The sequence below is a fragment of the Pseudomonas sp. IT-196MI5 genome (assembly GCF_949767415.1).
Lineage (GTDB): Bacteria > Pseudomonadota > Gammaproteobacteria > Pseudomonadales > Pseudomonadaceae > Aquipseudomonas.
Map to the genome: position 1 here is coordinate 1 of NZ_CATKPZ010000020.1, position 24416 is coordinate 24416.

The 24416-nt window shown below is 59.0% G+C and carries 24 protein-coding genes and 2 pseudogenes; 10 read left to right on the forward strand and 16 right to left on the reverse strand.

The features are described from left to right. Positions 1–170 precede the first annotated feature (170 nt). A complete protein-coding gene (tyrS, locus tag ACM6IK_RS13945; RefSeq protein ID WP_414874834.1) occupies positions 171–1370 on the reverse strand; it encodes a tyrosine--tRNA ligase in 1200 nt (399 codons plus the stop codon). 211 nt (positions 1371–1581) lie between these two features. Between tyrS and ACM6IK_RS13950 the strand changes: the two genes are divergently transcribed. Next, a complete protein-coding gene (locus ACM6IK_RS13950; protein WP_414874810.1) occupies positions 1582–3006 on the forward strand; it encodes a peptidoglycan DD-metalloendopeptidase family protein in 1425 nt (474 codons plus the stop codon). A gap of 3 nt (positions 3007–3009) precedes the next feature. Further along, a complete protein-coding gene (locus tag ACM6IK_RS13955; protein ID WP_414874811.1) occupies positions 3010–4101 on the forward strand; it encodes an anhydro-N-acetylmuramic acid kinase in 1092 nt (363 codons plus the stop codon). A 68-nt stretch (positions 4102–4169) separates the two neighbouring features. Here the strand turns inward: ACM6IK_RS13955 and erpA are convergent, their stop codons facing one another. Beyond that, positions 4170–4520 carry an iron-sulfur cluster insertion protein ErpA gene (gene erpA, locus ACM6IK_RS13960; protein WP_007906865.1) on the reverse strand — a complete coding sequence of 117 codons (351 nt, stop codon included), beginning with the start codon at positions 4518–4520 and terminating at the stop codon, positions 4170–4172. 166 nt (positions 4521–4686) lie between these two features. Further along, positions 4687–5721, reverse strand: a complete 1035-nt coding sequence (gene argC, locus ACM6IK_RS13965; protein WP_108216878.1) for an N-acetyl-gamma-glutamyl-phosphate reductase — start codon at positions 5719–5721, stop codon at positions 4687–4689. 134 nt (positions 5722–5855) lie between these two features. On the opposite strand from argC, the gene hemJ reads away from it, so the two are divergent. The 6 genes from hemJ to coq7 all read left to right on the forward strand — a co-directional run bounded on the left by hemJ (position 5856) and on the right by coq7 (position 10444). Continuing rightward, complete coding sequence (gene hemJ / locus ACM6IK_RS13970; RefSeq protein ID WP_108216879.1) at positions 5856–6287, forward strand: protoporphyrinogen oxidase HemJ; 432 nt, start codon at positions 5856–5858, stop codon at positions 6285–6287. A gap of 33 nt (positions 6288–6320) precedes the next feature. Beyond that, entirely contained in the window at positions 6321–7289 is a 969-nt protein-coding gene (locus ACM6IK_RS13975) for an NAD(P)H-dependent flavin oxidoreductase (protein WP_414874812.1), read from the forward strand. A 93-nt stretch (positions 7290–7382) separates the two neighbouring features. After that, a complete protein-coding gene (locus ACM6IK_RS13980) occupies positions 7383–8348 on the forward strand; it encodes a DUF805 domain-containing protein (RefSeq protein ID WP_414874813.1) in 966 nt (321 codons plus the stop codon). Between the two features lie 61 nt (positions 8349–8409). Next, the gene (locus tag ACM6IK_RS13985) at positions 8410–9198 is read left to right on the forward strand and encodes an SDR family NAD(P)-dependent oxidoreductase (RefSeq protein ID WP_414874814.1); all 789 of its coding nucleotides are present in this window, start codon (positions 8410–8412) and stop codon (positions 9196–9198) included. An 80-nt stretch (positions 9199–9278) separates the two neighbouring features. Next, positions 9279–9617, forward strand: a complete 339-nt coding sequence (locus ACM6IK_RS13990; protein ID WP_414874815.1) for a histidine triad nucleotide-binding protein — start codon at positions 9279–9281, stop codon at positions 9615–9617. A 179-nt stretch (positions 9618–9796) separates the two neighbouring features. After that, positions 9797–10444 (forward strand): 2-polyprenyl-3-methyl-6-methoxy-1,4-benzoquinone monooxygenase, encoded by a 648-nt coding sequence (gene coq7, locus ACM6IK_RS13995; protein ID WP_414874816.1) that lies wholly within the window; start codon positions 9797–9799, stop codon positions 10442–10444. A gap of 116 nt (positions 10445–10560) precedes the next feature. On the opposite strand, the gene speD is transcribed toward coq7, so the two are convergent. Together speD and ACM6IK_RS14005 are read right to left on the reverse strand one after the other, a co-directional pair. Continuing rightward, positions 10561–11352 (reverse strand): adenosylmethionine decarboxylase, encoded by a 792-nt coding sequence (gene speD / locus ACM6IK_RS14000; protein ID WP_057396317.1) that lies wholly within the window; start codon positions 11350–11352, stop codon positions 10561–10563. A 239-nt stretch (positions 11353–11591) separates the two neighbouring features. Further along, complete coding sequence (locus ACM6IK_RS14005; RefSeq protein ID WP_007994936.1) at positions 11592–12014, reverse strand: OsmC family protein; 423 nt, start codon at positions 12012–12014, stop codon at positions 11592–11594. A 229-nt stretch (positions 12015–12243) separates the two neighbouring features. Here ACM6IK_RS14005 and crp point away from each other — a divergent pair, with 229 nt between their 5' ends. After that, positions 12244–12888, forward strand: a complete 645-nt coding sequence (crp, locus tag ACM6IK_RS14010; RefSeq protein WP_414874817.1) for a cAMP-activated global transcriptional regulator CRP — start codon at positions 12244–12246, stop codon at positions 12886–12888. Between the two features lie 10 nt (positions 12889–12898). On the opposite strand, the gene ACM6IK_RS14015 is transcribed toward crp, so the two are convergent. From ACM6IK_RS14015 to ACM6IK_RS14030, 4 genes are all read right to left on the reverse strand, one after another. Continuing rightward, positions 12899–13600, reverse strand: a complete 702-nt coding sequence (locus ACM6IK_RS14015) for a biotin/lipoate A/B protein ligase family protein (RefSeq protein WP_414874818.1) — start codon at positions 13598–13600, stop codon at positions 12899–12901. A gap of 142 nt (positions 13601–13742) precedes the next feature. Beyond that, positions 13743–14579 (reverse strand): indole-3-glycerol phosphate synthase TrpC, encoded by an 837-nt coding sequence (gene trpC, locus ACM6IK_RS14020; RefSeq protein WP_218431063.1) that lies wholly within the window; start codon positions 14577–14579, stop codon positions 13743–13745. After that, complete coding sequence (gene trpD / locus ACM6IK_RS14025; RefSeq protein WP_218431064.1) at positions 14576–15625, reverse strand: anthranilate phosphoribosyltransferase; 1050 nt, start codon at positions 15623–15625, stop codon at positions 14576–14578. The genes trpC and trpD overlap by 4 nt, the downstream gene beginning before the upstream one ends. Positions 15626–15634: 9 nt before the next feature. Further along, on the reverse strand, positions 15635–16228 hold the full coding sequence (locus ACM6IK_RS14030; protein WP_007980194.1) for an aminodeoxychorismate/anthranilate synthase component II: 594 nt from the start codon (positions 16226–16228) through the stop codon (positions 15635–15637). Between the two features lie 408 nt (positions 16229–16636). Between ACM6IK_RS14030 and estP the strand changes: the two genes are divergently transcribed. Next, positions 16637–18547, forward strand: a complete 1911-nt coding sequence (gene estP, locus ACM6IK_RS14035; RefSeq protein WP_414874819.1) for an esterase EstP — start codon at positions 16637–16639, stop codon at positions 18545–18547. 83 nt (positions 18548–18630) lie between these two features. On the opposite strand, the gene trpE is transcribed toward estP, so the two are convergent. From trpE to ACM6IK_RS14070, 7 genes and pseudogenes are all read right to left on the reverse strand, one after another. Then, positions 18631–20112: an anthranilate synthase component I gene (trpE, locus tag ACM6IK_RS14040; RefSeq protein WP_414874820.1), complete on the reverse strand. Its 1482-nt coding sequence runs from the start codon at positions 20110–20112 to the stop codon at positions 18631–18633. Positions 20113–20182: 70 nt separating this feature from the next. Further along, on the reverse strand, positions 20183–21001 hold the full coding sequence (locus ACM6IK_RS14045) for a phosphoglycolate phosphatase (protein ID WP_414874821.1): 819 nt from the start codon (positions 20999–21001) through the stop codon (positions 20183–20185). After that, the gene (gene rpe / locus ACM6IK_RS14050; protein WP_108216891.1) at positions 20998–21672 is read right to left on the reverse strand and encodes a ribulose-phosphate 3-epimerase; all 675 of its coding nucleotides are present in this window, start codon (positions 21670–21672) and stop codon (positions 20998–21000) included. The genes ACM6IK_RS14045 and rpe overlap by 4 nt, the downstream gene beginning before the upstream one ends. A gap of 195 nt (positions 21673–21867) precedes the next feature. Next, positions 21868–22041: pseudogene (locus ACM6IK_RS14055) on the reverse strand (alcohol dehydrogenase); the annotation flags it as partial. Positions 22042–22132: 91 nt separating this feature from the next. Then, a pseudogene (locus ACM6IK_RS14060) lies at positions 22133–22231 on the reverse strand (outer membrane lipoprotein carrier protein LolA); the annotation flags it as partial. A 40-nt stretch (positions 22232–22271) separates the two neighbouring features. After that, positions 22272–23096, reverse strand: coding sequence for an ABC transporter permease (locus tag ACM6IK_RS14065; protein ID WP_007986034.1), 825 nt, complete (start codon positions 23094–23096; stop codon positions 22272–22274). 12 nt (positions 23097–23108) lie between these two features. Further along, the gene (locus ACM6IK_RS14070; protein WP_108216892.1) at positions 23109–24356 is read right to left on the reverse strand and encodes an ABC transporter permease; all 1248 of its coding nucleotides are present in this window, start codon (positions 24354–24356) and stop codon (positions 23109–23111) included. Positions 24357–24416 lie beyond the last annotated feature (60 nt).

A 24416-nucleotide genomic window follows, 5' to 3' on the forward strand; every position in this document is an offset into this window, starting at 1 on the left:
TGCTGTCAACACCTCTTTTTCAACTTCCTTTTGGCTTCGATGACCTGAAGCAACCCGCTGCCGAAAACTGCGTAACTCATTGGTTACCAAGGAGTTTTCCGTTTCGACTGCGCCGGAAGTGGGGCGAATTATAGGCTTCTAAAATTCGCCGTCAACCCTTTATTTCAGCCTTATTCGGATTTGAGCGTAATACGCGCAAATGCCTTCTTCCCGGCCTGACAAACATGGGTCGCGCCCAGCGCATATATAAAGGTGCGATCGACAACCTCACCATCTATACGCACACCACCGGAACCCAGGAGATCCCGCGCCACCGCCGAGTTCTTAACCAGCCCTGCTTTATTAAGGACAGCAGCGATCGGCATATCCTCGGCAGCGGCCAACTCGATCTCCGGCAGATCATCCGGCAGCTCGCCATCCTTCATACGGTTACCGGCAGCACGATGAGCATTGGCCGCAGCTTCCTCGCCATGGAAACGCGCAACGATCTCTTCAGCCAGCTTGATCTTGATATCGCGCGGATTGGCACCCGCCTCCACATCGGCACGGAACGCATTGATCTCATCCATGGAGCGGAAGCTGAGCAACTCGAAGTAGCGCCACATCAACGCATCCGGAATGGAGACCAGCTTGCCGTACATCACACCCGGCGCTTCCTGGATACCGACGTAGTTGCCCAGAGACTTGGACATCTTCTTCACGCCATCCAGACCTTCAAGCAGCGGCATGGTCAAAATACACTGGGCCTCCTGACCATAACCACGCTGCAGCTCACGCCCCATCAGCAAGTTGAACTTCTGATCGGTGCCGCCGAGCTCGACATCTGCGCGCAGAGCTACCGAGTCGTAACCCTGAACCAGCGGATAAAGGAACTCATGGATGGCGATTGGCTGATTGGTTGTGTAGCGCTTGTCGAAATCATCGCGCTCGAGCATGCGAGCCACGGTGTACTGCGAAGTCAGGCGAATGAAGTCGGCCGGCCCCATCTGATCCATCCAGGTGGAGTTGAATGCCACTTCGGTCTTTGCCGGGTCCAGAATCTTGAAGACCTGAGTCTTGTAGGTCTCGGCATTTTCGAGGACCTGCTCGCGAGTGAGGGGCGGGCGCGTGGCGCTCTTGCCGCTCGGATCGCCGATCATCCCGGTGAAGTCACCTATGAGGAAGATCACCTGATGCCCCAGCTCCTGGAACTGGCGCAGCTTATTGATAAGCACGGTGTGACCCAAGTGCAGATCCGGAGCCGTTGGATCGAAGCCCGCCTTAATCCGTAGCGGCTGGCCACGCTTGAGCTTTTCAATCAGCTCGGACTCGACCAACAGTTCTTCGGCACCACGTTTGATCAGCGCTAGCTGCTCTTCAACCGACTTCATAACCAACCTGCAAGGCTCAGATTCAAAGGGAACCAACCATACAAGATCGCGCGTCAAATACAAGGTTTGCCCGGCGCACGGACGCCAATCCGCAGACAGAGTGCCCGCGGACTTGCTTCAGAGATGATTTGGTTATATTTTATACAGTTATTTCATCTTCATCATGTCATTCATCTTTTCCAATTCATCTTTTTCAAAGTCAAAACCACTTATGACCACAGAATCGTCTAAAGCGCCGCCGCTTTACCCGAAGACCCACTTGCTTGCCGCAAGTGGCATCGCCGCCCTTCTCAGCCTGGCGCTCCTGGTATTTCCTTCCAGCGATGTTGAAGCCAAAAAGACAACCCTGAGTCTTGAACTGGAAAGTCCTGCTGAACAACTGACACAAGATCAAGACGCTGCTGACGCCGTTCAAGCCACAAATGAACCAGCAACCTCCCCCTTCGCGCAGATCGACAACAGCGCCGAAGCCCCCCAGGAAACCGCTCAAGCCGAACCTGCACCAGTGCCGGTCGTCGAAGAAAAAAAGCCGGCAAGCCACAGGGAAGTGATCGTCACCAAGGGTGACACCCTCTCTACACTGTTCGAGAAGGTCGGCCTCCCAGCCACCTCGGTGCGTGAAATACTGGCCAGCGACAGGCAGGCCAAGCAGTTCAGCCAGCTCAAGCACGGGCAAAAACTCGAATTCGAACTGAGCCCGGACGGCCAGTTGAGCAACTTGCACAGCAAGCTCAACGACCTCGAAAGCATCAGCCTGACCAGGAACGACAAGGGCTACACCTTCAACCGCATTACCGCCAAACCGACCGTGCGCTCGGCTTACGTTCATGGCGTGATCAACAGTTCGCTGTCACAGTCCGCAGCCCGAGCAGGCCTGTCTCACAGCCTGACCATGGACATGGCCAGTGTGTTTGGCTATGACGTGGACTTCGCCCAGGATATTCGCCAGGGCGACGAGTTCGACGTGATCTACGAGCAAAAGGTGGTCAACGGCAAGGCCGTCGGCACTGGCCCGATCCTCTCGGCGCGCTTCACCAACCGCGGCAAGACCTACACCGCCGTTCGCTACACCAACAAACAGGGCAACAGCAGCTACTACACCGCTGACGGCAACAGCATGCGCAAGGCGTTCATCCGCACACCGGTGGACTTCGCCCGCATCAGCTCGAAATTTTCCATGGGCCGCAAACACCCGATCCTGAACAAGATCCGCGCCCACAAAGGCGTCGACTACGCAGCACCGCGCGGCACGCCGATCAAGGCAGCCGGTGATGGCAAGGTCTTGCTGGCCGGTCGCCGCGGCGGCTACGGCAATACCGTGGTCCTCCAGCACGGCAATACCTACACTACGCTCTATGGCCACATGCAAGGCTTCGCCAAAGGCGTGAAGACTGGCGGCACGGTGAAACAGGGCCAGGTGATTGGCTATATCGGCACCACCGGTCTCTCCACCGGGCCGCACCTGCACTACGAGTTCCAGGTCAATGGTGTGCACGTTGACCCGCTGGGCCAGAAACTGCCAATGGCCGATCCGATTGCCAAGGCGGAACGCCCACGCTTCCTCGCCCAAAGCCAGCCACTGATGGCGCGCATGGAACAGGAAAAAGCCACTCTGCTGGCTTCGAGCAAGCGCTAAGTCATGGCGATCTATATAGGTGTGATGTCCGGAACCAGCCTTGATGGCCTGGACATCGCACTGGTCGAGCAAGCCCCGGCGATCCGACTGATCGCCTCCCATTACATCCCGATGCCCGATACCCTGCGCGCCGAGCTGCTCGGCTTGTGCGCCAGCGGCCCGGACGAAATCGCCCGCTCCGCCATCGCCCAGCAGAACTGGGTGAAACTGGCAGCCCAAGGGATTCATGCCCTTCTCGCTCAGCAGCAACTGAAGCCTGACGACATTCGTGCGATTGGCAGCCATGGCCAGACCATCCGCCACGAACCGGCACGCGGTTTTACCGTGCAGATTGGCAACCCGGCCCTTCTGACAGAGCTGACCGGCATCACCGTGGTCAGCGACTTCCGCAGCCGCGACGTCGCTGCCGGCGGACAAGGCGCACCGCTGGTTCCCGCCTTTCACGAAGCCTTGTTTGAAGAGCGTCCCGGCAATCGTGCCGTGCTGAACGTCGGTGGATTCAGCAACCTGAGCCTGATCGAACCCGGTAAGCCTGTTACCGGGTTCGACTGCGGCCCGGGCAATGTCCTGTTGGACGCCTGGATTCATCAGCAACGTGGCGACAACTATGACCGCGACGGCCAATGGGCCGCCAGCGGCAAGGTTGAACCGGCCCTATTGAATGAGCTGCTCAGCGATCCGTTCTTCGTAACCAAAGGCCCGAAGAGTACCGGACGGGAAGTATTCAACCTGCCTTGGCTGACACAGCACCTGGCACAACTGCCAGCCTACGCCGCCGAAGATGTTCAGGCGACGCTGCTTGAGCTGACCGCGCTGACCATCGTCGAATCACTGCAAAGCGCCCAGGCAGACACGCAGGAACTACTGGTTTGCGGCGGCGGCGCCCACAACACCGCGCTGATGAACCGCCTGGCCAGCCTACTGCCAAACGCCAGCGTCAGCAGCACTGCCACTTACGGCGTAGACCCCGACTGGGTCGAAGCCATGGCCTTCGCGTGGCTGGCTCATTGCTGCCTCGAAGGCATCGCAGCCAACCGTCCGAGCGTTACCGGTGCCCGCGGCTTGCGCGTACTCGGCGCCATCTACCCCGCATAAATCCTCCACACAGCAAAACGCCGCAAGACCCTGGGGTCGTGCGGCGCTCTGTGAAACAGGTGTGCTGATCAGATCGAGAACGAAGAACCGCAGCCACAGGTGGTGGTCGCATTCGGGTTCTTGATGACGAAACGCGAACCTTCCAGACCTTCCTGGTAGTCCACCTCGGCACCCGCCAGGTACTGGAAGCTCATCGGATCGACCACCAGACTCACACCTTCGCGTTCGACGATGGTGTCGTCATCGGCCACTTCTTCATCGAAGGTGAAGCCGTACTGAAAACCTGAACAACCGCCGCCCGTAACGAATACGCGCAGCTTCAAGCGATCATTCCCCTCTTCATCGACCAGGCTCTTCACCTTGTGCGCGGCACCGTGGGTGAATTGCAAAGCCGTGGGGGTGAAGGATTCGACGCTCATGCTGACTATCTCCCGGCGTAACGCCGTCATATTGCGTGATGACGCGCATTATCCGCTTCTCCTAGAAAAGCGGTCAACTATTGTTATGGTATATCAACCAATCCAATTGCCGGTCCGGAATGCAAAAAGGCCCGTCAGACGGGCCTCTTGCTGTACGCGATAAAGCTTACGGCAGCATGCCGGCGTGGGACAGGCCCAGACGCTCATCCAACCCGAACAGAATGTTCATGTTCTGCACTGCCTGACCCGACGCTCCCTTGACCAGGTTGTCGATCACCGACAACACAACCACCAGATCGCCGTCTTGCGGACGATGCACCGCGATACGGCAAACATTGGCACCACGCACGCTACGCGTCTCCGGGTGGCTGCCGGCAGGCATCACATCGACGAACGGTTCGTTGGCATAACGCTTTTCAAACAGCGCCTGCAGATCCACCGAGCGATCAACAACGGTTGCGTAGAGCGTGGAATGAATGCCACGAATCATCGGTGTCAGGTGCGGAACGAAGGTCAGGCCGACGTCCTTGCCTGCTGCACGACGCAGGCCCTGGCGGATTTCCGGCAAATGACGGTGCCCTTTGACCGCATAGGCCTTCATGCTTTCCGATGTCTCGGAGTACAGCGAGCCTACGGAAGCACCACGACCGGCACCGCTGACACCGGATTTGCAGTCAGCAATCAGATGCGCAGTATCGGCCAGGCCGGCTTCGAGCAATGGCAGGAAACCCAATTGCGTTGCAGTCGGGTAGCAGCCCGGCACAGCAATCAGTCGCGCTTTCTTGATCTGCTCGCGATTGACTTCCGGCAAGCCATAGACCGCCTCATCCAGCAACTGCGGTGCACCGTGCGGCTGGCCGTACCACTTGGCCCATTCATCCGCGTCTTGCAAACGGAAGTCGGCCGACAGGTCGATGACCTTGGTCCCGGCCGCCAGCAGTTCGCCCGCCAGGGCATGGGCAACACCGTGCGGTGTGGCGAAGAACACCACATCGCAGGCACCCAGGGTCTTGATGTCCGGAACGCTGAACGCCAGGCCGTCGTAGTGCCCTCGCAGGTTCGGGTACATGTCGGCCACGGCCAGGCCAGCCTCGGATCGGGAAGTGATGACAACCACCTCAGCTTGCGGATGTTGCGCCAACAGACGCAGCAGCTCGACACCGGTGTAACCCGTGCCGCCGACGATACCGACCTTGACCATAAACCTGCCCTCAACGAACCCACTGGAAAGCCGTCGATAATAGGGGCCACGCGCCCCTGCGACAACCGTCAAGGTGACGTGCGGACGCTCAAGCCTCTATATTCCCAGTACCGTGAATTGGGGAATAACTAAAAATGCTCTATCTGTGGCTCAAAGCGCTTCACATCATCAGTGTCGTGTGCTGGTTTGCCGGCCTGTTCTACCTGCCACGCCTGTTCGTTTATCACGCACAAAGTGAAGACACGATCAGCAAGGAACGCTTCAGCGTCATGGAGCGCAAGCTGTATCGCGGCATCATGGGGCCAGCAATGATCGCTACGCTGATCTTCGGCGGCTGGTTGATCAGCCTCAACCCAAGTGCGTATTTCACTCAGGGTGGCTGGATGCACGCCAAGCTGACACTGGTGGTGATTCTGATCGGCTACCACCACATGTGTGGCGCGCAGGTAAAACGATTTGCCCGTGGCGAGAACACCCGCAGCCATGTCTTTTATCGCTGGTTCAATGAAGTGCCGGTTCTGATATTGCTGGCTATCGTCATTCTGGTCGTCGTTCGGCCGTTCTAAATCCAACAGGCACAACTTACCGGGGTACTTCCAATGTCGCTGCCCGCTCTGCTCGAACAACGTTTGCGCCTGCCTGTAGTGGCAGCGCCGATGTTCCTGATTTCCAATCCGCAATTGGTACTCGCCTGTTGTCGCCAGGGCGTGGTCGGCAGCTTTCCGGCGCTGAACCAGCGCGAAAGCAGCGGATTCAAGGCCTGGCTGGGAGAAATCGAAGCCGGGCTGGCGGCACTGGAAAACCCCGCGCCTTATGCCGTAAACCTGATCGTCCATAACAGCAATCCTCGTTTACAGGCGGATCTGCAGATCTGCGTCGAGCACAAGGTGCCGATCGTGATCACCAGCCTCGGTGCCGTGAAAGAACTGGTCGACGCGGTGCACAGCTACGGCGGCCTGGTGTTCCATGATGTGACAACTCGTCGTCACGCCGAGAAAGCGGCCGAAGCCGGCGTGGATGGTTTGATCGCCGTAGCTGCCGGCGCCGGTGGACACGCCGGGACCTGGAGCCCGTTCTCGCTGATTGCCGAAATCCGTCAGTTCTTCGACAAGACCCTGTTGTTGGCCGGCTGCTTGAATCACGGCCACGAAATTCTTGCCGCCCAACTGCTCGGCGCGGATTTAGCCTACTTTGGTACACGATTTATCGGCACGACCGAAAGTCACGCACCTGACGCCTACAAAGAAATGCTGCTGACATCCAAAGCGGCAGACATCATCCATACTCCAGCCGTGTCAGGTGTCCCCGCGAGCTTCATGCGCCAGAGTCTGGAAGCCGCCGGTTTCGACATGGCCGCCTTGCAAGGCAAGGGCGAGATCAACTTCGGCTCCAAGCTCAAACCCGTGAGCGATGAGGCCAAAGCCTGGAAAACCGTTTGGTCCGCAGGCCAGGGTGTGGGAGAAATCGAGGACTTGCCGAGCGTCGAGCAGTTGATTGCACGTCTCGACTCGGAGTACCGCAAGGCCCTGGATCAGGCGGCCCTGTTGACCAAACGCTGGCCGAGCTGACAGCAAACCTTGGCCAGTCTTGCCCGGCTGGCCTTACTCTCCCCTGGGCACAACATTCTTCTTTCAACCTCTAGCGACAAGGATGCTTCGCACATGGGCGAAAATCATTTCAAGATCGTATTCGAGGGCGCCTTGCTGCCCGGTGTCGACATCACCACGGCAAAGCTCAATCTCGCCGAGTTGTTCAAAAGCGATGTCACGGCCATCGAGCGCCTGTTCACCGGACGTCCGGTAACGCTCAAACGCAACCTGTCGCAAGCCGATGCCCAGACCTATCTCCAGGCGCTGAGCAAAACCGGCATCGACGCCCGCATCGAAGCCGAGACGCCGATCGAGCTGAACCTCGCCGACGTTCACGACCACCCCTCGGCCAGTAGCCAGGCTGCCCAGGCAGATCCGCAGTCCCCTTACGCGCCACCTCGCGCGCCCGTCGGCGAAGCCGTGGCGGAATTCGCCACGCTCAAGCCATTCAGTTTCGATGGCCGTATCGGCCGCTTGCGTTACCTCGCCTGGACGCTGGTGCTGTCAACTGTGCTCCTGGCCGTCTGCGGGCTGTTTGCCTTAGTCGCCCTGGCTCTCATCGGCGCGGATTCGACCGCCGGCCTGATATTGGGCAGCTTGCTGGCCTTGATCCTGTTCGCCGGATTTGTATTCGTCAGCATCCAGTTCACCGTTCAACGCTTGCACGATGTCGGCTGGTCCGGCTGGCTGTGGCTGCTGAACCTGGTGCCGTTCGTTGGCAGTTTCTTTCCGTTCGTGATCATGGTCGTACCGGGCAACGACACCGCCAACCGCTACGGCCCGCCGCCTGCGCCGAACAGTACCGCGGTCAAGGTATTGTCTTCGCTGTGGCTGATCGTTATCGCGCTGGTTCTGTTTGGCTCGCTGGCCGGTGGTCTCACGGCGATACGGGAAGAATACAAAAGCGCTGCCCAAAGCAGCTACGAAAGCAGCTCGGTCACCACTGATGAAATCGACGTCGAGGTCGAACCGTTGCCAAATTCCACCGACGATGCAGCCGTAGAGGCCCAGCCCCCTGTAGACTCTGCGAAAGAATGAACAGCGCTCCTGGCCCGTGACACCTGCGTCGCGGCGCGGAGCTGTTGCGATGGAGAACTGCATGACCCGTTACGCTCTGATCACTGGCGCCTCCAGCGGCATCGGCCTGGCGATGGCCGAAGCGCTGGCCCGCCGCGGCCGCAGCCTGATTCTGGTGGCCCGACAACGTGATCAGCTGGAAAGTATTGCGATTGAACTGACCCAAAGGTTCGGCGTGGAAGTGTTGTTCCGTGCCTGTGACCTGGGCGAACCGCTGCGCCTGTCCGGGTTCCTGCTGGAGCTGGAAGAAGGCGACCGGCAGATCGATCTGCTGGTCAATTGTGCCGGTATCGGTACCTGCGGCCCGTTTCTGGCCCAGGACTGGATGACCGAGCAGGACCTGATCGAAGTGAACATCCTCGCCCTCACCCGCCTGTGCCACGCCATCGGCAACAGCATGGCTCTGCAAGGCGGCGGGCAAATTCTGAATGTGGCCTCGGTGGCGGCGTTTCAACCCGGGCCGTGGATGAGTACCTATTACGCCAGCAAGGCGTATGTGCTGCACTTTTCCGAAGGATTGCGTGTCGAGATGAAAAAGTGTGCGATCAAGGTTTCGGTGCTCTGCCCCGGACCGACCCGCACGGCGTTTTTCCGTACCGCGCAACTCGACAGCGAAAAACTGACCAACAGCAAACTGCTGATGAGCCCCGAGGAAGTGGCGCTCTACACCGTGCGCGCACTGGAAAAGAATCAAGCGATCATTATTCCCGGGCGGCGCAACCGCTGGCTCGCCTTCCTGCCGCGGCTCGGCTCGCGCTGGCTGACTCGCACCATCGCCGGCATGATTAACAAGGCGTACTGCCCGCGCTGATCCAACCCAAGGTAAAAGGCTGGGCGCAGGCATACGCCATGAGTACACTCAGCCCAGCCCAAACAACGGAGAAAACAGCTGTGGATACTCTGTTCACCAAGATCATAAAACGGGAAATCCCGGCGAAGATCATTTACGAGGACGACCAGGTACTGGCCTTCCACGACATTGCCCCACAGGCGCCAGTACATTTCCTGGTGGTCCCGAAGAAACCGGTTCGCACCCTGAACGACCTGACCGAGGACGACAAGGCATTGGCCGGGCACATACTGTTCACCGCCCAGCGCCTGGCACTGGAACTGGGCTGCGAAAAAGGTTTCCGCGTCGTCATGAACTGCAATGAAGAAGGCGGGCAAACCGTCTATCACATTCATATGCACGTGCTGGGTCAGCGCCAGATGCACTGGCCACCGGGCTGATTGACCACCCCACCCTGTAGGAGCTGGCTTGCCGGCGAACAAAGCGACGCGGTTGACCTGATTCACCGCGCTATCGTTCTTCGCTGGCAAGCCAGCTCCTACAAGGATGACTGACCCAGCGCAAACCTTCCCCGGCCGATTGGGTTAAACTGGCCGCCGAAACTCCCCCGGAGGTCAGCATGACTACCCAACGTCACTACTCGCCAATCGACCGCCTTCTGCTGCAAGCCGATGCCGCGATGCGCACCCTGCTGCCCTTCAGCGGCCAGCCGTACCGTCCGTCGCCCGCCATCGTGCAGCCAGATGCGAACATGAGCGATGAAGACACGCGCCACGTTGCCGGTCTGATGCGTATCAACCATACCGGCGAAGTCTGCGCCCAGGCGCTATACCAGGGGCAGGCGCTGACCGCCAAGCTGCCGCAAGTGCGTGCCGCAATGGAGCATGCCGCCGAAGAAGAGATCGATCACCTGGTCTGGTGCGAACAGCGTATCCATCAACTGGGTAGCCATACCAGCATCCTCAATCCACTGTTTTATGGCATGTCTTTCGGGATTGGCGCGGTGGCCGGCCTGATCAGCGATAAAGTCAGCCTGGGGTTCGTGGCGGCAACGGAAGACCAGGTGTGCAAACACCTGAACGAACATCTGGAGCAATTGCCGGCCGAGGATGAAAAATCCCGCGCAATTCTTGAGCAGATGCGTATCGATGAAGAACAGCATGCCGAAAGTGCGCTGGAGGCTGGCGGGTTCCGCTTTCCGGCACCCGTGAAGTTCGGGATGAGTCTGATGGCCAAGGTGATGACCAAGAGTACTTATCGGATCTGATTTCTCGGCTGTCTGGGAGGGCCTCTTCGCTGGCAAGCCAGCTCCCACATTGAATGCATTCCGGCAATAAAAAGGCGACTGCCGTGAGGGAGTCGCCTTTTTTGTGTCCGAGAATCTTATGCCATATTGCGCGCGTAGAAGATTTCGAGCATTTCGTGTTTCACCCGCTCGGTCACCTGGGCGCGTTGCTCAGAGGACAGGTTGCTGGTGGCGTCGCCAAACAGGTAGTTATCCAGTTCGAAGTTCTTCAGCAGCATCTTGGTGTGGAACAGGTTTTCCTGATACACGTTCACGTCGGTCATCTGGTACGCGTCGTAAGTGTCTTCGGAGAGGTAGTTCTGGATCGAATTGATCTCATGGTCGATGAAGTGCTTTTTGCCTTCAACGTCACGGGTGAAGCCGCGCACACGGTAATCCACAGTCACAATGTCCGAATCGAACTGGTGAATCAGGAAGTTGAGCGCTTTAAGCGGTGAAATGACCCCGCAAGTCGATACGTCGATGTCCACACGGAAGGTTGCAATACCGCTGACCGGATGGATTTCCGGGTAGGTGTGCACCGTGATGTGGCTCTTGTCGAGGTGAGCAAGAATGATTTCAGGCAGCGGGCCCGGGGATTCTTCGATCTGACTGTCGGTCGGGGTTACCGGCTCTTCCGAGATCAGGATCGTGACGCTGGCGCCCTGCGGCTCATAGTCCTGACTGGCAATGTTCAGGATGTTGGCACCAATGATATCGACAACTTCCGTGAGGATCTGCGTCAGGCGTTTCGCGTTGTACTCTTTATTGATGTACTCAACGTAAGCCTGCTGGTCTTGCGGGGTTTCCGCGTAGCAGATGTCATAGATGTTGAAGCTCAAGGTCTTTGTCAGGTTATTGAACCCGTGGAGCTTGAGTTTGCTTTTCACCGTTAAAAACTCTCTATGTGTTTGCGGCCCGGCCGCGTGATCAAGCATGCCCGTCAAATGCGAACAACGCACCTGCGTAGGACGGTTAACACCTCTTCGCGATGGCGATTTTGGTTGTCTGCTCGGGTGCGAGGCCTGTCGGCTGACGGGCCACTACCCTGAAAAAAGTGGCGCATTATGCAGACGTCAGCTTGTGTTCGCCAGAGTCTGCACTGCTTTTATGATAGTTGAATGTCGATTCAACCGAGCTCGATGATCTCGTAGTCGTGGGTAATTGCCACGCCTGCCGCGCCGAGCATGATCGAGGCCGAGCAATACTTCTCTGCAGACAATTCGATGGCGCGCTTGACCTGGGCTTCTTTCAGCCCACGGCCCTTGACCACGAAGTGCATGTGGATCCTGGTGAAAACCTTTGGATCTTCGGTCGCACGCTCGGCTTCAAGGAAAGCTTCACAGCTTTCGACCGCCTGGCGGGACTTCTTGAGGATGCTGACCACATCGAAATTGCTGCAACCGCCGACACCCAGCAGCAGCATTTCCATCGGCCGGACACCCAGGTTACGTCCGCCGGCATCGGGCGGACCGTCCATGACCACGACATGACCGCTACCGGATTCGCCGAGGAACATGGCTTCGCCAGCCCATTGGATGCGTGCCTTCATCGCCAAGACTCCACTGTATAAAAAAGGGTCGCCAGCTTAGCACAGGCCCCGTGATTGACGGCGCCCGGCGTCTTAGGACATATCCCACTGCCTTGTAGGTAAATGCTCGAATATTGCAGGAAGTGTCTGTTAAGCTGACGCCAATTCAATGGCGCATTGCCAGCTTTCCCCCAGCGTTCGCTATTCATAAAAAACCAAACACACCGTGCAGTCTTTTCGGGATACAACCATGGTTGCTATTGCCCCCACCCCCAAGATCAAAAACCTCGACAAGCTGTTGATGCATTGCCAGCGCCGCCGTTATCAGGCCAAGAGCAACATCATTTGTGCTGGCGACCGCTCGGAAACGCTGTTCTTCATCATCAAAGGCTCAGTCACCATCCTGATCGAAGATGACGATGGCCGGGAAATGATCATTTCCTACCTGAACACCGGGGACTTTTTCGGCGAGCTGGGCCTGTTTGAGCAAGCCGGCCTGGAGCAGGAGCGCAGCGCCTGGGTGCGGGCCAAGGTTGAATGCGAAGTCGCGGAAATCAGCTACGCAAAATTCCGCGAGTTATCCCTGCTGGATCCGGAAATTCTTTACGTCCTCAGCGGACAAATCGCACAGCGCCTGCGCAACACCACGCGCAAGGTCGGTGACCTGGCATTTTTTGACGTGACCGGCCGCGTTGCCCGCTGCCTGCTGGAACTGTGCAAACAGCCAGACGCCATGACTCACCCCGATGGTATGCAAATCAAGGTGACCCGTCAGGAAATCGGGCGGATAGTCGGTTGTTCCCGGGAGATGGTCGGTCGCGTCCTCAAGGATCTGGAAGAACGCGAACTGGTGAACGTCAAAGGCAAGACCATGGTGGTTTTCGGTACGCGATAAGCTCGAAAACCTAGCCGCTGAACATCTGCGCCAGCATCAACCGGTAGAGTTCGTCGAGGCGCGTCAGTGCATCGGGTGCGGCGAACTTCTCATGCAGCGCGATGTGGCTTTCGGCGCGGACTCGTTGTTCCAGACCGCAGGCCTCGTTGAAACGATTGACCGCGGCGACCATTGACGCTCGCTCGTTATCGATCAGCATCGCTCCGTGCACCAGTCCTACCGGACGCTGCCCGCCCTGACTCTGACGCCAGCGCTGGGCGGTGCCAACCATTTTGCGTCCATCAAGATTGACGTTGAAGCGACCGTCACAGAAAGCGCCTTCGATTTCACCCAGGGACGAAGTACCGCCCAAATCATCCAGCAACTGACAGATTGGATCGCATAGACGCCGGTAGCCGGATTCGATGCGGTTAAGGTCACCTTCGCTGCGCGGCGGTGCGTAGACCAGAGCGATATTGATCGTGGTGTCGGATTGCGGAACGGGCTCTCCGCCGGTATCGCGCAACAACACTGGCCAGCCTGTTGCTGCCGAGACTTCACATGCGGATTCAAAGCCTGGCAAGCGATTCAAGCGACGCGGCATCACTAATGCCTGGTCACTCGGTTGCCAGAACAACAGGCCGAAGTCCGCGTTGCCGGCACAGACCGAGGCCAACAGATCCTGTTCGGCTTGCAGGCCCGCTTCGATGGTCAGGGAACTAGGTGAGGTCATAAGGTATTCCGTAGGACATAAAGTCTGTGGTGCTTCTTATGCCGCTATCGCGAGCAAGCTCGCTCCCACATTTGATCCCGGCAGCCCATAGATCTCGTGGCCACCATCAAACCCTGTGGGAGCGAGCTTGCTCGCGATGCTTTTAGTCGAGGGTCGAGCCGCTGACGGGAATGCCGCGCTCGGGGAAGAACAGACGCTGCAATTCGGTACCCGGGCTTTCGGCGCGCATGAACGCTTCGCCGACCAGGAATGCATAGACGTCGCTGATTTCCATCAGCTCGACATCGGCGCGGTTGAGAATGCCGCTCTCGGTGATGACCAGTCGATCGCGCGGAATACGCGGCAACAGGTCAAGGGTGGTTTCCAGGCTGACGTCGAAGGTGTGCAGGTTGCGGTTATTGACGCCAACCAGTGGAGTGTCGAGAGTTTTCAAGGCCCGCTCCAGCTCATCGCCATCGTGGACTTCCACCAGCACATCGAGATTAACGCTTTTGGCCACGGCCGCCAGTTCGGCCATTTTCACATCGTCCAGAGCGGAGACGATCAACAGCACGCAGTCGGCACCCAGGGCCCGGGCTTCGACGATCTGGTACGGATCGATCATGAAGTCCTTGCGGATCACCGGCAGCTGGCACGCCGCGCGGGCCTGCTGCAGGTACGCATCGGCACCCTGGAAGTAGTCGATGTCGGTGAGTACCGACAGGCAGGTCGCCCCGCCCTTCTCGTAGCTTCTGGCGATATCGGCGGGAACGAAGTTCTCGCGGATCACGCCTTTGCTCGGCGAGGCTTTCTTGATTTCGGCAATGACTGCCGGTTGCTTCAGCTTGGCCTGAGCCAGCAAGGCCTTGGCAAAACCACGGGGTGCATCGGCCGTCTTGGCCAGGCTTTCCAGCTCGGCGAGGCTGACGCGAGCGCTGCGCTCGGCGACTTCCTCGACCTTGCGCGCCAGAATCTTTTCCAGAACCGTCGGTACACTCATCCCTCATTCTCCACTTTGAATACCGCGGTGAACGCACCCAGTTCCTCGAGCTTCTCTCGAGCGAGACCGGTGTGCAGCGCATCGTGCGCAAGTGCAACGCCCTCTTTCAAACTGCTGGCATGGTCGGCTGCGTACAGCGCGGCACCGGCATTGAGCATGATCATCTCGGCCGCTTTCTGACCGTTCTCGGTCTTGCGCTTGCCCAGGGCATCGCGAATCAGCTCCAGGGATGCCGCCGGGCTATCCACCGCCAGGCCATGCAGGCTCTGGCTCTTCATGCCAAGGTCTTCCGGCTCGACCCAATACTCGGTGATCTGGCCATCCTTCAGTTCTGCGACAAACGTCGGCGCAGCCAGGCTGAATTCGTCGAGGCCATCCTTCGAATGCACCACCAGCACGTGCTTGCTGCCCAGACGCTGCAGCACTTCCGCCAGCGGCCGGCACAGGGCCTGGGTGAATACGCCGACCACCTGATGTTTCACACCGGCCGGATTCGTAAGCGGACCAAGCATGTTGAACAAAGTCCGCAGACCCAGTTCACGGCGCGGGCTGGCGGCGTATTTCATCGCAGAGTGATGAGTCTGGGCAAACATGAAACCAATACCAACGTTGTCAATGCAACGCGCCACTTGCACTGGGGTCAGGTTCAGGTAGATACCGGCCGCCTCCAGCAGATCGGCACTGCCGCTCTTGCCCGAGACTGCACGGTTGCCATGCTTGGCCACGGTGCAGCCAGCAGCGGAAACGACGAACGCAGCAGCGGTCGACACGTTGAAGATATTTGCACCGTCACCGCCGGTGCCCACCACATCGACCACACCGTCGAGGGTCTTGAGCTCGACCTTGTCCGCCAGCTCACGCATCACCGACACCGCGCCGACGATTTCGTCGATGCTTTCGCTCTTCATGCGCATGGCCATCATGAACGCGCCAATCTGCGCGTCCGAGCATTGCCCGGTCATGATTTCACGCATGACATCGCGCATTTCATCGGTGCTGAGGTCGAGGTGATCGACGATACGGCCCAGGGCTGTCTTGATGTTCATGATAAGTCCTTAGCGCGTGCCGCCGGTTTGTTTGAGGAAGTTGGCGAACAGTTCGTGGCCCTGCTCGGTGAGGATCGACTCCGGGTGAAACTGCACGCCTTCGATGTTCAGAGTCTTGTGACGCAGGCCCATGATCTCGTCGACCGAGCCATCCTCGAGCTGGGTCCAGGCGGTCAGCTCCAGACAATCGGGCAGGGTTTCGCGCTTGACGATCAATGAATGATAGCGGGTCACCGTCAGCGGACGATTCAGGCCTGCGAACACTCCCTTGTCCTCGTGAAATACAGGGCTAGTCTTACCGTGCATCACTTGACGGGCGCGCACCACATCACCGCCAAAGGCCTGGCCGATGGATTGGTGGCCGAGGCAGACACCAAGAATCGGCAGTTTGCCGGCGAAATGCTTGATCGCTTCAATCGAGATGCCGGCTTCGGTCGGGGTGCAAGGACCGGGGGACACAACAATGCGCTCTGGGTTGAGCGCTTCGATTTCAGCGATGGTCAGTTCATCGTTGCGCACGACTTTGACCTGGGAGCCGAGCTCGCCGAGGTACTGCACAACGTTGTAGGTAAAGGAGTCGTAGTTATCGATCATCAGCAACATGGCGTTTAGAACCTCTTGAATTCACTGACTTTGAGGATGGCCTTCGAATGATTTACCCGCAGAGCGCTGCGCTTTGTCAGGTGCCGGTGTAGCGCCAGCAAAGCGGCATTTCAAACAGGTAAAGAAGGCAAAGCGATACAGGACCGGCAGGGCCGGCAAAAGAATTCAGGCGCGCCAACGCCAGCGGGCATGTGCCTTGATGACTTGATCCAGGAGTTTACTGATGATCAACACGGGGAAGGTCTCGTTCGTACGTCCCGGCACAGTAACTTAGCTGGGCAGAGCGCGCAATATCACCGGGGGCACTGCCCGCGAAACTATCAAAAGCTTCGCGACAGATGGCAAAAGGCCGGAAGTTTTTGGTACTGTCGTTTCGTTCACTACAACAATAAATAAACGGACTTGCACATGATCAAACAGTCGTTGTTTGTACCGCTGGCAGGATGCTTGCTCGCGATGGCATGCGCCCAGGCGAACGCCGCACCTAATCCTTATACCAATTTCGTTGTCTTCGGGGACAGCCTCAACGATGCAGGGACCTTTGCCGACACGGGCGGGCCTGCCGGGGCGACGCAGCGCTTCACCAACCGGACGGGGCCGGTGTACCTGGATGGCAGCGGCGAAGTCCGCTCGCTCAACGCCACGCAGATTCTGGGTGGAAAACTGGGGTATTCGCCGGACCAGACGGCATCCTCTGCTTCAGCAGTTCGCGCCAACGAAGGTCTGCCTGATGGTAACAACTGGGCGGTAGGCGGCTATCGTACCGACCAGATTCTTGATTCGATTACCAGCATCTCTGCCACTGGCGAACGCACCCGGGCCGGCTATCTTCCATCCAATAACTTCCGTGCCGACCCGAACGCACTGTATTACCTGTCGGGTGGCGGTAACGACTTCCTGCAAGGACGCGTCACCAGCCTGCCTCAGGCCAGTGCCGCCGCCGACCGCTTGGCTGACAGCGTGCAGACGCTGCAAACCGCCGGCGCCAAATACGTCATGGTCTGGTTGCTGCCGGATATCGGCTTTACCCCGGCGTTCAACGGCACCTCGCTGCAAGCGTTCACGTCCCAACTCAGCGCCCAGTTCAACACTGAACTGGTAAGTCGACTGCAAAACATCAATGCCGAAGTCATCCCGCTCAACGTTCCGGTACTGCTCAAAGAGACGTTCGCCAACCCGGCACAGTTTGGCCTGGCCACCGACCAGAACCTCATCGCCACCTGTTTCAGCGGCAACGGCTGCACCGAAAACGCCCGTTACGGCATCAACAGCGCCACACCGGACCCGACCAAGCTGATCTACAACGACTCCGTGCATCCCACCGAAGCCGGGCAACGACTGATTGCCGATTACGCGTACTCCCTGCTGGCAGCGCCGTGGGAGCTGACATTACTGCCGGAAATGGCCCAAGGCACCGTGCGCGCGCATCAGGATGAATTGCGCAACCAGTGGCTGGCCGATTGGGAAAACTGGCAAGGCGTCGGCCAATGGCGAGCCATTGTTGCCGGTGGCGGACAACATCAGGACTTTGACGGTGATGACAGTTCGGCAAACGCCGACGGCAACGGCGCCAACCTGAACATCGGCGGCAGCTACCGTCTCGACGATGCCTGGCGCGTCGGCCTGGTGGCCGGTTTCTATAACCAGAAACTCGAAGCCGGCAGCAATGATTCCGACTACAAACTCAACACTTACCTGGGCACGGCATTCGCCCAGTACCAGCAAAACCGTGTGTGGGCCGACGCGGCGTTGACGGCCGGGCATCTGGATTACGACAGCCTCAAGCGTAAATTCCAGTTGGGGGCCAACGAGCGCAGCGAAAAAGGCGATACCAGCGGCTACGTCGAGGCCTTCAGCGCTCGCCTGGGTTACGACATTGCGCAACAAGCCAGCAGCCCCTGGCACCTGTCGCCGTTTGTCAGCGCCGATTTCGCCAAGGTGCAAGTCGACGGTTACTCGGAGGACGGCAACAACTCCACGGCGCTGACCTTCGCCGATCAGGAGCGTATTTCCCGGCGTCTGGGCGCTGGCCTGCAGGGCAAATACCAGATCACCCCGCAAACCCAGGTTTTTGGCGAAGCGGCAGTCGAACGTGAGTACAACGACGATACCCAGGACGTGAGCATCAACCTCAACAGCCTGCCAAACAACCAGTTCACGCTGGAGGGCTACACCCCGCAAAGTCACTTGCAACGTGTGAACCTGGGTGTGAGCCACAACCTTACCCGGGACCTGGCATTGCGCGCCAGCTACAACATCCGCAAGGACGACGATTTCACCCAACAGGGCATCAATGTAGGTGTTGCGCTGGACTTCTGATGGGCAGCCAATAAAAAACGCGGCGCCCTCTCAGGCGCCGCGTTTTTTTGGTATCTGCAAATCCCCTGTAGGTTTTGCGTGGATCAGGTATTCGGGGTTTGCTCTGCCAGGGCAACGGCGCGGAACATCGCGCGGCGCTTGTTCAGGGTTTCTTCCCATTCCAGCGCCGGTACCGAGTCGGCGACGATGCCGCCACCGGCCTGCACATGCAGTTCGCCGTTCTTGATCACCGCCGTGCGGATCGCAATGGCAGTGTCCATATTGCCGTTCCAGGCGAAGTAACCGACCGCACCGCCGTACACGCCACGCTTGACCGGCTCCAGTTCGTCGATGATCTCCATCGCGCGAATCTTCGGTGCGCCGGACAAGGTGCCCGCCGGCAGAATCGCCCGCAGCGCGTCCATGGCCGTCAGTCCGGCTTTCAGTTGCCCGGTGACGTTGGACACGATGTGCATCACGTTGGAGTAACGCTCGATGACCATTTTCTCGGTGAGCTTCACCGAGCCGATTTCCGATACGCGACCGGTGTCGTTGCGACCGAGGTCGATCAGCATCAAGTGTTCGGCGATTTCCTTGTCGTCCGACAGCAGGTCTTTTTCCAGCGCCAGGTCAGCCTCTTCGTTGGCGCCCCGCGGACGGGTGCCGGCAATCGGGCGCACGGTGATCAGGTTGTCTTCGACCCGCACCAGCACTTCCGGCGAACTGCCGACGACGTGGAAGTCGCCGAAATTGAAGAAGTACATGTAAGGCGTAGGGTTGAAGCAGCGTAGCGCGCGATACAGATCGATCGGCGCCGCCTTGAAGTCGATCGACATGCGCTGGGACGGCACGACCTGCATGCAGTCACCGGCCAGGATGTATTCCTTGATCGTGCCAACGGCTTTTTCGTAATCGTCCTGGGTGAAGCTGGAGCGGAACACCGGGTCAGCCGATTGTTGCTTGCTGAAGTCCAGGCCACGGCGTGGGGTGATCGGCTGACGCAGTTTTTCCAGCAGCTCTTCCAGGCGCGCACGACCTTGTTCGAAGGCGTCTTCCTGCGCCGGGTCGGCCAGGACGATTGCGTGCATTTTGCCGGCCAGGTTATCGAACACCACCACGGCGTCGGAGACCATCAGCAGAATGTCCGGCACGCCCAGCGGATCCGGGTTCGGGCACTTGCCCAGACGCTTCTCCACATACCGCACGCAGTCATAACCAAAGTAACCCACCAGGCCGCCATTGAAACGCGGCAGGCCGGCTATGGTCGGCACGTTGTAGCGGGCCTTGAAGGTTTCGACGAAGGCCAGCGGGTCTTCCACGTCGTGGCTTTCGGTCTCGACACCATCGACGGTCACGCTGACGTGATGATCGTGAACCCGCAGCACGGTGCGGCACGGCAGGCCGATGATCGAGTAACGGCCCCACTTCTCGCCGCCCTGTACGGACTCCAGCAAGTAGGAATTGGGCTCGTCGGCCAGTTTCAGGTAGATCGACAGCGGCGTGTCGAAGTCGGCCAGGGTTTCACAGGCAAGCGGGATGCGGTTGTAGCCGGCAGCGGCCAAATGCAGGAATTCTTCGCGGATCATGAGGTGCCTCGTGGCTTGAGGGTCGAACAGTCAGGTATGCAAACGCGCCGGATAACCGGCCAGAATCAAGTCAGGCGCGCCAACGCCAGCGGGCCAGGGCCTTGATGACTTTCATCCAGAGTTTGCGAGTGACCACCACGATGGCGTTTCCAGAAAGGGATTGAGAAGCGTCGGGCAACGTTATCTCAGCGGCCGTAGCGAGGCAACCGGGAATTAGCTTGCGCAGATCGTCGATCACCAGCGCCGGGGATTCCTCGGCAATCGGTCGGCCATGGTTGTAGCCGTAACTCAGGGCCACGCATTTGACCCCCGCCGCTTTCGCCGCCAGCACATCGCTGCGCGAATCGCCGACGAACAACGACTGCGAAGCCGGAATGTTGGCCATTTTCATCACGAAAAACAGCGCGGCCGGATCGGGCTTTTTCTGTGGCAGGGTGTCGCCGCCGATGATCCAGCGGAAATAGCGGCCGATTTTCATCTGATCCAGCAGCGGTGCGACGAAGCGCTCCGGCTTGTTAGTGATCAGCGCCATCTCGACGCCCTGCTTTTTCAACCATTTGAGGGTGTCGCGCACACCGGGATACACCACGGTCAACTCATGGCTCTCGCCATAAGCCTGCATGAAATACTCCAGCGCCCGTTCGGCCTCGGCGTTATCGACCGTCGAATGATCGATAGCCCCAGCCAGCGCTCGACGCACCAGCACTGGCGCGCCGTTTCCGACCCATTCACGTACCGCGTCCAGGCCGGCGGGCTTACGACCGAGTTTGAGCAGCATCTTGTCCACAGCCACTGCCAGATCCGGGACCGAGTCGATCAACGTACCGTCCAGATCGAACATCACCAACCGCGGCAGTTTCCCCGGGAACAACTGCTCAAAGCCACTCATGGGCGAGCCAGCGCCAGTTCGGTACGCATCTTGTCGATGACTTCCTGATAGTTCGGCGCATTGAAGATGGCCGAGCCGGCAACGAAGGTGTCGGCACCGGCCGCCGCGATTTCGCGGATGTTGTTCACGTTTACGCCGCCGTCGATTTCCAGGCGAATGTCACGGCCGGAGGCATCGATCAACGCCCGCGCTTCACGCAGTTTGTCGAGGGTGCCGGGGATGAACTTCTGCCCGCCGAAGCCCGGGTTGACGCTCATCAGCAGGATCATGTCGACCTTGTCCATCACGTACTTGAGCACGTCCAGCGGGGTCGCCGGGTTGAACACCAGGCCCGACTTGCAGCCGCCTTCGCGGATCAATTGCAGAGAGCGGTCGACGTGCTGGGTGGCTTCCGGGTGGAAGGTGATGTAAGTCGCCCCGGCTTCGATGAAGTCGCCCACGATGCGGTCCACCGGGCTGACCATCAGGTGCGCGTCGATCGGCGCGGTCACGCCGTACTTGCGCAGCGCCGAGCAGACCATCGGGCCGATGGTCAGGTTCGGCACATAGTGATTGTCCATGACATCGAAGTGAACGAAGTCGGCGCCGGCGGCCAGGACGTTGTCCACTTCTTCACCCAGGCGGGCGAAGTCGGCGGAGAGAATCGACGGAGCAATTACGAAGGGCTGCATGACGCACCTTTTCTGAGCAGAATCACGATGGCGCGCATTGTATACCTCATGCTTTGACGCGCGCACCGTGAGCACGATGATTGGACCTTGCCATCATCCATCAACGGCAGAAGCCCTGGTACGCCGCGCGATAGATCTTTTCGATATCGACGGCACTCAACTTGCGCGGATTGTTGCGCATCAAACGCTCGATCTGCGTTCGCCAATCTGCACCAGTGCCAGTTCTACTGTGCCGGATTTCACCAAAGCGGCATCAGTGACGATCAGTGGGTTGTCGGTGTCCAGACGCGCCAGCTCGGCAGACAATTGCTCGATGGAATCTGCGCCGGTGATCAGTTTGTGAGCGATTTTGAAAGAGAAAAGACTCATGTGCGCAGCCTCTTATAGATCGGGGAGCTGGGCACAATAGTAGCTGGGGATTGCGGGTTGTCTTCCATTCAGGTCATGAGTAACCGAGTTTTCCGGGAACACCAAAATACACTGTAGGAGCGAGCTTGCTCGCGATGAACCTGAGTGCGACGCGGGCATTCAGAAGGCCCGCGTTATCGTTGACGACCATCGCGAGCAAGCTCGCTCCTACAGTTGATTGGTGTGAAGGCTCAAACCTGCGCAGTACGCAGTTTCTCGCTTCGCCCGCGCAGCCATTCCAGGGTCAGCAACAGGATCACCGAGAAGGCAATCAGCAGCGTCGCGGCGGCAGCGATGGTCGGGCTGAGGTTTTCGCGGATGCCACTGAACATCTGCCGTGGCAGGGTCGCTTGTTCGGGACCTGCAAGGAACAGCGTCACCACCACTTCATCGAACGAAGTCGCGAAGGCGAACAACGCCCCCGAGATCACCCCCGGCGCGATCAGCGGCAAAGTCACCCGGCGGAACGTGGTCAACGGTGAAGCGCCCAGGCTCGCAGCGGCCCGCACCAGGTTGTGATTGAACCCCTGCAACGTCGCCGACACGGTAATGATCACAAACGGGACACCGAGCACGGCATGCACGACGATCAACGAGGTATAGCTGTTGCCAAATCCCAGTGGAGCGAAGGTCAGGTAACTGGCCACACCAATGATCACCACCGGCACCACCATCGGCGAAATCACCAGCGCCATCACCAGCGGCTTGCCCGGAAAATCGCCTCGGGTCAGGCCGATCGCCGCCAGCGTGCCGAAGATCATCGCCAGTACCGTCGCCGCTGGGGCCACGATGATGCTGTTCTTCAACGAACGCATCCATTCCGCCGAGGCAAAGAAGTCCTGGTACCAGTGCAGCGAAAAGCCTTGCAACGGATAGACCAGAAAACTCCCCGAGTTGAACGACAGTGGAATGATCACCAGTACCGGCAGGATCAGGAACAACAGAATCAAGCCGCAGAGAATCCGCAAGCTGTAGAACCACACCCGTTCGATGGGCGACATATAAGGACTCAGCATTTCGTTCTCCCCTTAGCTCAGGCGCAGGCGGCTGGCGCCCACCAGCCAGCTGTAAATCAGATAAAGCACCACAGTCGCCAGCAGCAACAATCCACCGAGTGCGGTCGCCATGCCCCAGTTGATGCTGGTGTTGGTGTAGAAGGCGACGAAGTAGCTGACCATTTGATCGTTCGGGCTGCCCAGCAATGCCGGGGTGATGTAGTAGCCGATGGCGAGGATGAACACCAACAGGCAACCGGCGCCGACACCGGCATAGGTCTGCGGGAAGTACACCCGCCAGAAACTGGCGAACGGATGGCAGCCGAGGGAAATCGCGGCACGCATGTAGGTCGGCGAGATGCCTTTCATCACGCTGTAGATCGGCAGAATCATGAACGGCAGCAGGATGTGCACCATCGAGATGTAGACACCGACACGGTTGAACACCAGCTCGATTGGCTTATCGATGATGCCCATAGCCATCAGGCCGCTGTTGATCAAGCCACCTGATTGCAGCAACACGATCCACGCCGCGACCCGTACCAGAATCGACGTCCAGAACGGCAACAACACCAGAATCATCAGCAGGTTGCTCTGCCGCGACGGTAGGTTCGCCAACAGGTAAGCCAGGGGATACGCCAGCACCAGGCAGATCACGGTGATGATCAGGCCCATCCAGAAGGTGCGGGCGAAGATGTCGAGGTAGATCGCCTGGTCCGGGGTGGCCGGGGCGATTTCGCCGAGGTCGTCGATGCGATGATCGACGGCCGCCAGCAGGTAATACGGGGTGATGCTGCTGGTGTTGCGGCGCACCGCTTGCCAGTAGGCCGGGTCGCCCCAGCGCTCATCGAGACCTTCCAGCGCTTCTTTATAAGAAGCAGGCTCAGTGGCGAGCGGCAAGGCACGGGCAGTTTTGGTCAGCAGACTGCGGTAGCCGGCCAGCTCCATGTTCAAGCGCTTGGACAGATCGCCCAGGGTCTGGTTCTTGCGAGCGTCGGCGAGGTCTTCGGCCGCCGCTTTGTAAACCGGTTCAGCGGGCAGGCCGCGGCCGTCCCAACTGGCGATGGCGGTCACGGTGCGCGGCATGCCGCCGACCACTTCCGGGTTGCCAACGCTTTTGTAGAGCAGCGCCACGATCGGCACCAGGAACACCAGCAACAGAAACAGCACCAGCGGCGCGATCAACGCCTGGGCCTTCCAGCGGTTGACCCGCTCGGCGTGCTTGAGCCGCTGCTTCAAGGTGGGGCTGGTGCCCTCGTTCAGGGGAACGGCGATAGCCATGACGTACTCCGGGAATCTTTGATCGTTACAGAGGCGGCGAACTGCCTCTGTTGTGTTGAA